The sequence below is a fragment of the Pseudomonas sp. W2Jun17 genome, from assembly GCF_023127795.1.
GTDB classification, from domain to species: domain Bacteria; phylum Pseudomonadota; class Gammaproteobacteria; order Pseudomonadales; family Pseudomonadaceae; genus Aquipseudomonas; species Aquipseudomonas synxantha_A.
Window position 1 is genome coordinate 352877 of sequence record NZ_SPKO01000029.1, and the last position, 10370, is coordinate 363246.

The 10370-nt window shown below is 59.6% G+C and carries 9 protein-coding genes and 1 pseudogene; 5 read left to right on the forward strand and 5 right to left on the reverse strand.

Going from position 1 to position 10370, the window contains the following annotated elements:
- Positions 1–49 precede the first annotated feature (49 nt).
- Positions 50–3514: a membrane-targeted effector domain-containing toxin gene (locus E4O98_RS18870; RefSeq protein ID WP_248135955.1), complete on the forward strand. Its 3465-nt coding sequence runs from the start codon at positions 50–52 to the stop codon at positions 3512–3514.
- 47 nt (positions 3515–3561) lie between these two features.
- Here the strand turns inward: E4O98_RS18870 and E4O98_RS18875 are convergent, their stop codons facing one another.
- From E4O98_RS18875 to E4O98_RS18895, 5 genes are read right to left on the reverse strand one after another with little or no spacing between them, the layout of a single operon-like run.
- Positions 3562–4266 carry an ABC transporter permease gene (locus E4O98_RS18875; protein WP_223018390.1) on the reverse strand — a complete coding sequence of 235 codons (705 nt, stop codon included), beginning with the start codon at positions 4264–4266 and terminating at the stop codon, positions 3562–3564.
- Between the two features lie 53 nt (positions 4267–4319).
- Positions 4320–5519, reverse strand: a complete 1200-nt coding sequence (locus tag E4O98_RS18880) for an ABC transporter substrate-binding protein (protein ID WP_223018384.1) — start codon at positions 5517–5519, stop codon at positions 4320–4322.
- Entirely contained in the window at positions 5506–6309 is an 804-nt protein-coding gene (locus E4O98_RS18885; RefSeq protein WP_005788050.1) for an ABC transporter ATP-binding protein, read from the reverse strand. The genes E4O98_RS18880 and E4O98_RS18885 overlap by 14 nt, the downstream gene beginning before the upstream one ends.
- Positions 6306–7367, reverse strand: a complete 1062-nt coding sequence (locus tag E4O98_RS18890) for an acyl-CoA dehydrogenase family protein (protein WP_032875625.1) — start codon at positions 7365–7367, stop codon at positions 6306–6308. The genes E4O98_RS18885 and E4O98_RS18890 overlap by 4 nt, the downstream gene beginning before the upstream one ends.
- A gap of 39 nt (positions 7368–7406) precedes the next feature.
- Positions 7407–7967 carry a carboxymuconolactone decarboxylase family protein gene (locus tag E4O98_RS18895; protein WP_032875627.1) on the reverse strand — a complete coding sequence of 187 codons (561 nt, stop codon included), beginning with the start codon at positions 7965–7967 and terminating at the stop codon, positions 7407–7409.
- Between the two features lie 103 nt (positions 7968–8070).
- Here E4O98_RS18895 and E4O98_RS18900 point away from each other — a divergent pair, with 103 nt between their 5' ends.
- The 4 genes and pseudogenes from E4O98_RS18900 (at position 8071) to E4O98_RS18915 (ending at position 10339) form a co-directional block, all read left to right on the forward strand.
- The gene (locus tag E4O98_RS18900) at positions 8071–8976 is read left to right on the forward strand and encodes an AraC family transcriptional regulator (RefSeq protein ID WP_032875630.1); all 906 of its coding nucleotides are present in this window, start codon (positions 8071–8073) and stop codon (positions 8974–8976) included.
- Positions 8977–9015: 39 nt separating this feature from the next.
- Positions 9016–9246 (forward strand): annotated as a pseudogene (locus E4O98_RS18905) (aldo/keto reductase); the annotation flags it as partial.
- 105 nt (positions 9247–9351) lie between these two features.
- Positions 9352–9810 (forward strand): SRPBCC family protein, encoded by a 459-nt coding sequence (locus tag E4O98_RS18910; protein WP_248135957.1) that lies wholly within the window; start codon positions 9352–9354, stop codon positions 9808–9810.
- 82 nt (positions 9811–9892) lie between these two features.
- Positions 9893–10339, forward strand: coding sequence for a DUF411 domain-containing protein (locus E4O98_RS18915; RefSeq protein WP_032875638.1), 447 nt, complete (start codon positions 9893–9895; stop codon positions 10337–10339).
- Positions 10340–10370: the final 31 nt, after the last annotated feature.

Genomic DNA, 10370 nt, shown 5'->3' on the forward strand with positions numbered 1-10370 from the left:
TGTAGCCTTTTGGAGCGTTGACGTTTCCATGCCTGAAAGGTGAGTGACTGTGAACATTCAACATGCTGCCCCACTTCGTAATTTGCGACTTTCGCCGCTATCTACCGACCTTCCTCAAACACCGCCAGATGTTGACGCTCAGGTGGGCGATACCACCGCCACCGCTGAGCCAGCGCTGCCGGATGGACGCCAGACACTGAGAAAAAAATTAAGCGACCGCCAGGAGCTGCATAACCTTGCCAAGGCCCTCGATACGGCGCTGGAGAAACTGCCCGAAGACGCAACGCCAGAGGCCGTGGCCGCGTATTTCCTGTCCACCCATCTCACGCTTGCGTCCGCCGATGCGTCCCCACGCACCGCCAGCCTCGAATCGCTCATCAAAGCAGCAAGCCCTTACTATCCCAAGACCCGAGTAGAGCTGCAGGAGCTTGCCCAGAACCTCTGCGAGCACGTCCAGAAGCACCCATTGGGCAACTTGAGTGGTGCTCTGGCCTGGACGCTGCCATTGAGCATTGAACATCAGCGCACGGCCTACAATGTCATCGCGTCGAATAGCGCGAATCTGCCAGGCTTGCCACTGCCCAAGCCTGGCGTCGGCGCCCTGGACTACCTTGCCAACGCCGTCACCCTGTCTCCACAACTGATGCAAGACCCTGCTGCCGCGCTGGAGAAACTGCTCGACTCACCGCAAGCCGCAGCGCTAGGCGCCGCGGTTCAAGCCAGTGTGGGCGGGATTGCCACAAGCAGCAGCGCCAATGACTATGTGCTGGCGACCATCCATTTGAGCCTCGACCCTGAAGCGCTGGATCAAAAATCCAATCGAAACATAGTGGCCGGCTTTGATTTGGGCGTCGAAATCCACAGGGACTCATCGCCCGCCTCCGTGGTTGAGGCCCTTGCCAATCACCTGAGCAGCACTGGCCGTACTTCCCCTGCTACCGCCGCGCTGGCAGCCCGGTTGCTGCTGATGCGGGTCGCCCCCCAGTTTTTGATCAAAGACATTCCAGCGTCAGTACGTTGCCACAGCCAGGCGTGGGCAAACTTATGTATCGCGGTGGCCGGTATCGAAGCCCACACGCCCGGGAGGACGATGAACATGAGCTTCGCCGAAGTGATGTGCGCAGACCCGTCGCAATACCCAGCCAGTGAAGCGGCAAAGAAAAATGCACTGATTGACTGGTGTGTGGCCAACGACGTGATCTACCGCCTCGACGACGCACACTACACCGCGGAGGATTTCGAGTACGCCCGCAAAGCTTTCAATGCTCAACATGAAGCGTTGAAAGAGGCGTCCGCTTTGCTCGACAAGCCCTTGCCGAATCGAGAAAGAATGGCACAAGAACGAATCCAGCAGCACTTGGGTGATGACTTTCCTCTGGATGACAAACTCTTTTGTCTGAATTATCACAAGATGGGGCTAAAGGGCCAACGCTTCGGCCCTCTCTACTCGCTGCGCGAGCTCACCATGCAAGGGCTGAAAATCAACACCAACGACTGGGTGATCCGCAATAACACCAAGGGCGTCAACCTGGGTGCCGTCGCTCTTTTCACCCACAGCCCACACTTCAACGTCCCCCAGGAATTTGATAAACAATTCGCCGAAGTAACGACCCATTGTAAAAAAATCCACCATTACACGTGGATGAATGCCATTACCCAGTTGCCTGTCGCAGATCGAGAGATTTTAAACAACGCAAAGCTTAGTTTTTATCAAGAGAACACCTACCGCAGCTCGCCCATTCCGTTTTGGCCAAACAAACTGTTCCACACCAGCCCAAGAGTTTTGATGCAAGCAGAGCTCAAGGGCGAGAAACACGTTTACGAATTCGACCCGGTCACCGCGACTATCAAAAAAGCTTCTTCGGGACGCATCGCAGCGGATGAATACATAGCCAATGAAGTCACCAAGATCGAAGCGCTCCCACTCAGCAAGAACCTGAATAATCTGGGTGTCGAAAAGACCCGAGAAGGCCCCCCTGTCAATACATTCAAAAACCCACGCATCCACGACATCGCCCAGATGATAGTCAACGCGCAGGGCATCGACAGTGACGCCGTCAGGCGGCAAGCAGAAGGTAGGACGTCTACGGAGAGGAACCGTGACACCCTCAATACCATCGGCGAATTTATCCTCGATCTGATTCCGCTGAGAACGGCCATCGTCAATTGGCGTAATGGCAACTATAAAGATGCGGCTGTCGATCTGGCATTTGACGCCTTCGGTTTTCTCACTGCCGGCGTGGGCACCGCGTCAAAACTGCTGAAGGGCGCGCATAAAACCAGCAACGCCATCAGCAAACTGGCGCGCGCCACCCGAATAATCGGCGCCGACGTCTTGAGCGCTTTCAATCCGCTGGGTGGTTTAGGCGATGCGGCGGTGGGCGCCGGCAAGCTGGCCCTGGCAGGTGCCGGCGCCGCCGGTGACGGCATACAGCGTCTGCGAGGCATGGCCAGGGGCAGCGACCTGATCGAGGCAGGCGCGCCCTTCGATGATGTCGCTATCGGCCTGTTCAAGCGTGGTGACAAAAACCTGGAAGCCTCTGCCGTTCTACATGAGGGCAAATGGTACGCCGTGGATGCGGGCACCCGGGAGCCTTACGGCCCGCCTCTCGATGCGTTCGTTCCGACGCATACTTACATGCCTGTGGCATACGCCCCGAGTCATTCGCAAGCGCATCGATTCGACCCGATAGGTCGACCTACACGTCCCAGGATCAGCAGCAAAGTCACAAGAAAGGAGCTGCCCAAAGGCAGCTATGTAGAAAGCATGAAAGGGAAACTGGAGCCAGGGCACTTCCTGCGCGGTGACGGCAAAGATGAAACCCTGAAAAAATTCATCGAGGAAATGTACGAGACCTATGACGCCCTCAAAGAGGGCGCCCTGCCACCACGCATAGTGGCGCCGCAAATCTCCAAGACCGCGCCCGCAGCCGAAGTGATCACAGAGGCACTGAAAGTTTCCAATGGCATCGTGTTCGGAGAGTCCCATAAAGAGATGGCCAGCTTTAAGTTGCTCTTCGACAACGTTGAGAAATTCAAACAGGAGGGGGTGAAGAAGATCTATTTCGAGGGCGTCATCGACTTACCTTCCAAGGGCATTGTCGATGATGGCATCGGCAACCTTGCCAATCCCGACCTCCCTCGCACCCAACCGACATTTGACGAGCTCAAAGCCAAATTCGAATTGCATGGCATCGAAGTGTTGCCGCTTGATCACTATTATTTAACCCGGCATAAAGACGCAAAACTAGGCCGCACCGAGACAGGGTTCGGCTCCAGGCAACGCCTCGAAGAGTTCAATTACTATGCGTCAGAAGTGATCCAGGCCAACTCCGGAACGGAAAAGTGGCTTGCCTTGGTCGGTCAATCACACATGAATACCACTGAGGGTGTTCCGGGCTTGGCCGAGATGACAGGCAGCATCAGTATCGGGGTCTTCGACAAACCTTCGCCCAACGTAGGAAACCCTCTCTCCCCCACAGACTTGCCAGGTGACCTGGTTATTCAGGTTTAACCCTGCCCTGCGCTTCGAGCGACAGTGTGTCGCTCGAATGTGCGTGTTTATCCCCGCTGCACCCAGCGCTGGTGCAGCCCACGTGCCAGCGCATCCAGCGCGAACCCCAACAGCCCGATCACCACCACCATCGCCATCAACTCCGAATACGCCAGGCGATCACGGGTATCGAGGATGTAATAGCCCAGCCCTGCACTGACCCCGAGCATCTCGCACGGCACCAGCACGATCCATAGGATACCGATGGCCAGGCGTACGCCGGTCAGCACATGCCCGACCACACCAGGAATGATGACTCGACGCAACGTCTCCCAGCGCGTGGCACTCAGGCTCTTGCTCAACTGCAACCAACGCGGGTCGAGTTGACGCACGCCGGCTGCGGTGTTGAGCACGATCGGCCATACCGCGGCAAACGCCAGCAGGAAATAGATCGGCTGGTCGCCTACCCCCATGAGCATCACCACGATCGGCATCCAGGACAACGGCGAAATCATCCGCAGAAACTGGAAGGCCGGCGTGGTCGCCGCCTCCAGATTGCGCGAACTGCCCACCAGCAGCCCCAGTGGCACCCCCACTAACAGTGCTAGAAACAGCCCGACAAAAATGCGCTTGAGGCTCACGGCAATGTGCAGGTACAGCTCGCTGCGCCCAAGCAGTTCCCACAGGCTGCTTGCGGTGGCCGCCAGCGAAAAACGCGCCGACAGGCCATCGGCCTCGCCGAACACTTTCACACCCAGCCACCACAGCAACATCAAACCTGCCAAGCCGCTCAACCCCAGCGACCAGCCCAGGATTCTACCGTTGTTCAAACGCCAATCTCCTCATGCCGCTCATAGCCGTCCGGCAAGCCGAAGGTTTTCATGCCGCCCACCGCTTCGATCGCTTGACGCACGAAACGGTCGTCCACCAGGTCCTTCGCGACGAATGCCGGATCGAGATCGGCAAGAAACTTCTTGTCGCCTTCGATCAGCGTGTCTTTGAGGCGGCGCACCAGTTCTTCGGTGTAACTGGGGAAGGGATAAGGCTGAAAGTCGATGCGGTGCTCGTCCCAATTGGCGTGCTGGATCGCGCCGTCTTTCACATAGCCGGCACGGTCGCTGGCAACCGGAGCCAGGACCTTGCTCAACACCGGCTCGGCGTGTGGCGTGTAACGGTTCGGGCCATCCTTGGACAAGAGTTTCACCGCCTCTTCGCGGTTGTCGCGGGTCCACACCTGGGCCTTGACGATGGCGTTCACCACCTTCTGCGACCACTCCGGGCGGTTGGTCAGGTCGTGCTCGTGCATGAACACCACGCAGCACGCGTGGTTGCGCCATACATCACCGGTAAAGCGCTGCACGCGGCCGACCTTGAGGTTCTCGGCCAGCGCGTTGAACGGCTCGGCGACGATATAGCCGTCGATGCGCTTGCTGGCCAGTGCGGGCGGCATGTCCGACGGCGGTAATACGATCAGGTTGACTTCATTGGCGGCAATCGAACTGCCGGTCGCACGCGTCACCGGCGTGAGGCCGTTGTCGCGGAACAGTTGCTGCACCACCACGTTATGGATCGAGTACCAGAACGGAATCGCCACCGACTTGCCGCCCAGTTGCTTCACGTCGGTTATGCCTGGCGATACGGTCAGGCCCGAGCCGCCCACATGGTTCCAGGCCACGACTTTGGCCGGCACCTTGCTGCCGTAGCGCGCCCACACGGTCATCGGTGACAGCAGATGAATCACGTTGACCTGCCCTGAGATGAACGCCTCGATCACCTGAGCCCAACTGCGCAACAGCACCGGACGTTCGGCCTTGATGCCTTCGGCTTCGAACAGGCCGTTGTTGTGGGCAACCAGCAACGGCGTGGCGTCGGTGATCGGCAGATAACCGATACGCACCGGCGCGTCGGGCTCATTGGCGGCACGCGCCTGCAGGCTGCTCAACAGCGGCAAGGCGCCGGCGGCACTGAGCACCGCCGATAGTTTGAGAAAGTCACGGCGCGAGTGGGTCAGGTCATCCAGACACATGGCTAAGCTCCTGTTGTTCAAGGGGGTTGGGTTGAGGGCGGCTCGCCTGCCGTAAGGTTTTCAGAATATCGATACGCAGCGCGCCGATGGCCTCGACCTGTTCGTCCCGAGGTTGCGGCAAGTCGATATGCCATTCACCCAACGTCCGCGCCGGGCGGTTACCCAGTAGCAGGATGCGGTCGGACAGCAGTAGCGCCTCGTCAATGTCATGGGTGATCAATACCGCCGCCGAACCTTGCTCACGGTTGACCTTGAGCAGCAGGTGCTGCATGTCGGCGCGGGTCACTTCGTCCAGCGCGCCGAAGGGCTCATCCAGCAGCAGCACTTGAGGCTGGCGGGCCAGGCAGCGGGCCAGCGCGGTGCGCTGGGCCATGCCGCCGGACAGTTGCGCCGGGAACTGCTGGCGCGCATGTTCCAGGCCTACCGCCGCGATGGCGTGGTCGACACGACGGCGGCGCTCTTCAACACTCAGGTGCGGCTGGCGGGCGAAGTCCAGGCCGAAGGCGACGTTTTTTTCCAGGTTCAACCAGGGCAACAGGCTGGGGTCTTGAAAGGCCACCGCCACCCGTGGGTGCGGACCGCTCAAGGGTTCGCCCAACACATGCACACGACCGGCCTGGGGTAGCTGCAAGCCGGCAAGCACACGCAGCAGGCTGGATTTGCCCACGCCGCTGGGCCCCAGGATCGACACCACTTCGCCCGCCTGCAACTGCAAGTCAAACCCTTGCAGTACCGGGCCGCTGGCATACCCCAGGCAAATCCCCTGGGCCGTCATGACCGCCTGGCTCATAGGTTGGCCTGGCGCTGCAACTCAGTGCGCAGTTGCACCAGGCTGGGCGTCACAATCGGCACAAATGCCGACTCGCGCCAGCGCCGCGCAAAGCCACTACCGTGGGCGGTGAGGTAGGCTTTGCCGCCACTGGCCTGCAGTTCAAGCTGCACGGCGCTGGCGGCGGTTTCTGCCAGGGCAATGCGCAGCTTGAACAAGGGGATCGGCTCGGCAGCAAAACGCCCAGCCAGCAACCCGCTCTTGAGCTCGCTGACCAGATGGTCCAGCGTCGCCCGCAAGGCTTCCAGCTCTTCGCGCAACACCGTGCGGCTGGCCCCCAGATGATTGGCCACCTCGGCCAGGGAGCGGCGGGCCAGGCCAATCGACATGCCGCACTGCAAACCAAGGAACGCCGGGCGCACTGCCGGCAGGAACTTGCGCGCGTCCTCGTGCAGCAACCAGTCACGGCTCAGCTCCACGCCTTCCAGGCCAAGGGCAGCGGTGTTGCTCGATTGCAACCCAAGCAGCTCCAGATCGCGGGAGCGCTGCAAGCCCGCCACTGAATCCGGGATCGCCAGGATAAACGGCGTACCACCGCCCGCATGTTCGATAGCAGCTGCGGCGACAAAACCATTCTTGCGCAGGTTGGTCACCCAATGCAGACGACCGTTGAGCGTCCAGCCATGCTCGTTGGGCTCGGCGCTGATCTGCAACGACTCGATACCCGATATGAACTTCATCGCATTCGACAGCCCGGTGGCTCCGGCCAACTTGCCGCTGAGCAGGTCCGGCATCAGGTGTTCGCGCAGACGCTGATTGGGGCTCTGCAACAAGTACTCGATAAACGAGCGCTGGCCCCAGCACACAAATGCCGCCGCCAGGGAATGGCTGGCCACATTGGCGATGGCCTCGACGGCACCCGCCACATCACCGCCCAGCCCGCCCAGTTGGGTGGGCACACCGATTTTCAGAATATTGGCTTCTGCCAGGCGTGGCAGCACTTCCTGTGGATCGCAACTGCCCACGTCCAGGGCCTGCGCTTGAACATCGAGCCAACGGCTCAAGATTGGGTCAAGCATTCATGTCTCTCCTTTTACAGCAGGTGGACCAACGCCGATTCAGCTTGCCGGTTTTTCCCAGCGGTACTGCGCCAGTTCCGGGTTCAGCGGGGTACGGGCAAACACGTTAGCGAAATTGCACAGGGTTGCCAGGCTTACGCCCAGGATGACCTCCAGCGCGTGGCCCTTGGTATAGCCGGCCGCGAGAAACGCCTCAAAGCCGGCATCGCTGACATCACCCCGAGTGGCGATCACTTCGCGGGTAAAGGCGGCGAGTGTCTCATAGCGAGTATCAGGCAGTTCACCCAGCCGGCGCAGGGCCTCGATCACGTTCTCGGGCAGCTTGGCCTTGTTGCGCGCAACGGCGGTGTGGCCGGCGACACAGAAATCGCACCCGTGGGTAGTAGCAGCAATCAACTGCACCACTTCGCGGTCGGCCAGGCTCAGTTCGGCCTTGGCATTCAAGCCGGAGACAGTGATATAGGTTTCCAGCGCCGCCGGTGCATTGGCCAACACCGCCAGCAGATTAGGAATGAAACCCGAGGCCTTCTGCGCATTTTCCAGGAAAGGTTTCGCCGCTTCCGGGGCGGTGTCAGGGGTGAGCAACGGTACACGGGACATGGAGTGGTCTCCTGTTGGGTTCGAGTGCGCCAGTCTGTTGGTTCTAAAAAAATCGCTCAATAGGCTAAAGTAGCGATTACTTGCTCTTGAGTCTTTCCATTAGATGAATTCGTCCAGCACTCTTGTCGATTGGTTATTAGATAGCCTTGAACTCAATACCAATTTGTTTCACGTCGGCCGCTACTGCGGTGACTGGCACGCCAGCACGCACAGCCTGGCCCAGGCAAGCTTCCATTTGATCGTGCAGGGCGATTGCTGGCTGCATATCGACGGTGATCCAACGTCCCGGCACCTGAACAATGGTGACGCCGTGTTTCTACTGCGTGACCTGGCCTATCGGTTGTCCGGGGAAAGTATCGCGGCAAGCGCCCAAGAGTGCCCTCGCCGGCCGATGCTGCCCCTCGATAGCAGTGCCATGGATGGCGTGGGCCTGGTTTGCGGCTTCTTCCATTTCCAATCCGGCTTGTCGGCGATGATTGTCGACAGCCTGCCCGCCTGGATCATCCTGCGTGCCGGTGATCCATCGTTGACCGCTGCGCGCAATCTGTTCGAATTGATCCTGCAGGAGTGCGAGCGCCTACCCGCGCCCTCCTCGGCCTTGCTCGAACGTCTTTGCCACTTGTTGTTTTTATATGTACTGCGCCAGCAAGTCATCGACAACACTGAGCTGGGTGGCCTGGCAGCGCTGGGCCGGCAACCGGCATTTGCCGGCCTGCTGGAGCAGCTGATTGCGCGCCCGGCCGAGCCCTGGAGCCTGGAAAGCATGGCGGCGTGCACGGGGTTATCCCGTTCGGCGTTCTTCAAGCGTTTCAGGGAGTTATGCGGGCAGTCGCCGGGGCAGGTATTGCTGGTGATACGTATGCGCCATGCCTGTGGGCTGCTCAAGGCGGACCAGACCGTGGCCGAGGTCTCGCTGGCAGCCGGGTATCAGTCGGTGGCCGCATTTACCCGGGCCTTTCATAAAGTCACCGGGCAGCAACCTGGCGCCTATCGCAGGGCACAAGCCTAACCTTGTAAACCCGTGCCGGGCCGAGCACGCAAGTACACCAACCAATCCGTGACGGCCGAGCAACTGGCACTGGCCTGGGTATTGGCCCAAGGTGACTACATCATCCCAATCCCCGGGACCAAGCGGCGTACCTACTTGCAAGAGAATGTCGCGGCGGTATCGATCACCCTCAGCAAGGACGAACTGGCTGGGCTGGATGCAATCTTCCCGGCCGATGCAACCGCCGGTTTGCGCTACCCCAAGGAAGTGATGGCCCTGTTGGATATCTAATTTTCAGCGTGCTGATCAACGGCCTGAATACTCCCGTGCGAAGCGCGGGAGCCAGACTATTCTGACAGCTCCCAGTGTAAAAACCCGCCACACAGGAGGTGTGCCATGCACGCGACTGAGCAGCCGATCCGCTTGGAGCAGATCAGTCAGGAACGCTTTATCCAGGCCCCAATCCATACTGTTTACGATTATGTAACCCAGCCCGACCGCTGGCACGAATGGCACCCCTCCTCCCTCAGCGCCGACACCGGCACCCGCGGCTCGTTGTCGGTCGGCTCGCGCTTTACTGAAGACATCGATCTGCTGGGCATTCGCGTATCTATGAGCTACCGCGTGCAAATTGCCCGCTGCCCCGATGAGTTCAGGACCGTGTTCACCTCACTGGCGGTGGACGGGTGTATCCATTATTTTTTGCAAGCCCATCAGGGTGGCACTCGGTTCAAGCGCGTATTGACGTATGAAACCGAACTGCAACTCGCTACCTTGCACAAACGCATGATCAAACTCTCCGCCATTGCCCTGGACCAGCTCAAGCAGCGGTTGGAAAGCCCAGGCTTCGTATAATTTAGAAACATTACCAGCGCGTCTCAGTGTAAAAAGCAGGGAGAATGCGCGGTTTATTGCTGCGCTTTCAGTGAGCCCCCTGATGAAAAACCCATTGCGATTGGCCTTGCTCTGCACCCTGCTTGCCACCCCCCTGGCCCAGGCCGCCGAGCTGATTCCCATCGATGTACACCGCGATGCCAATTGCGGTTGCTGCAAAAAATGGATCAGCCATCTGGAAAACAACGGTTTCAAGGTCAACGACCACGTTGAAGCAGACATGAGCGCGGTCAAGCAACGCCTGGGCGTCGCCCCGCGCCTCGGTTCGTGCCATACCGCTGTGATCGACGGCAAGTTCGTCGAAGGCCATGTACCCGCCGAGCAGGTGTTGGCCTTGCGCCAGCGTCATGACCTGCTGGGTCTTGCCGCACCGGGCATGCCTTTGGGCTCGCCGGGTATGGAAGTGGAAGGGCGTAGCGAGGCGTATCAAGTCATCGGTCTGACCCGTGAAGGCAAGGATGTGGTGGTGGCCGACTACCCGGCCCACTGACCGGTGCTGACGGGTTACCTGGGGCTGTTCG

Excerpts from the sequence above, each read along its gene's own strand:
- E4O98_RS18910 (WP_248135957.1), top strand. The coding sequence starts at position 9,352 with ATGCACGCGACTGAGCAGCCGATCCGCTTGGAGCAGATCAGTCAGGAA.
- E4O98_RS18900 (WP_032875630.1), top strand. The coding sequence starts at position 8,071 with ATGAATTCGTCCAGCACTCTTGTCGATTGGTTATTAGATAGCCTTGAA.
- E4O98_RS18915 (WP_032875638.1), top strand. The coding sequence starts at position 9,893 with ATGAAAAACCCATTGCGATTGGCCTTGCTCTGCACCCTGCTTGCCACC.
- E4O98_RS18895 (WP_032875627.1), bottom strand. The coding sequence starts at position 7,967 with ATGTCCCGTGTACCGTTGCTCACCCCTGACACCGCCCCGGAAGCGGCG.
- E4O98_RS18885 (WP_005788050.1), bottom strand. The coding sequence starts at position 6,309 with ATGAGCCAGGCGGTCATGACGGCCCAGGGGATTTGCCTGGGGTATGCC.
- E4O98_RS18880 (WP_223018384.1), bottom strand. The coding sequence starts at position 5,519 with ATGTGTCTGGATGACCTGACCCACTCGCGCCGTGACTTTCTCAAACTA.
- E4O98_RS18890 (WP_032875625.1), bottom strand. The coding sequence starts at position 7,367 with ATGCTTGACCCAATCTTGAGCCGTTGGCTCGATGTTCAAGCGCAGGCC.
- E4O98_RS18875 (WP_223018390.1), bottom strand. The coding sequence starts at position 4,266 with ATGTTGCTGTGGTGGCTGGGTGTGAAAGTGTTCGGCGAGGCCGATGGC.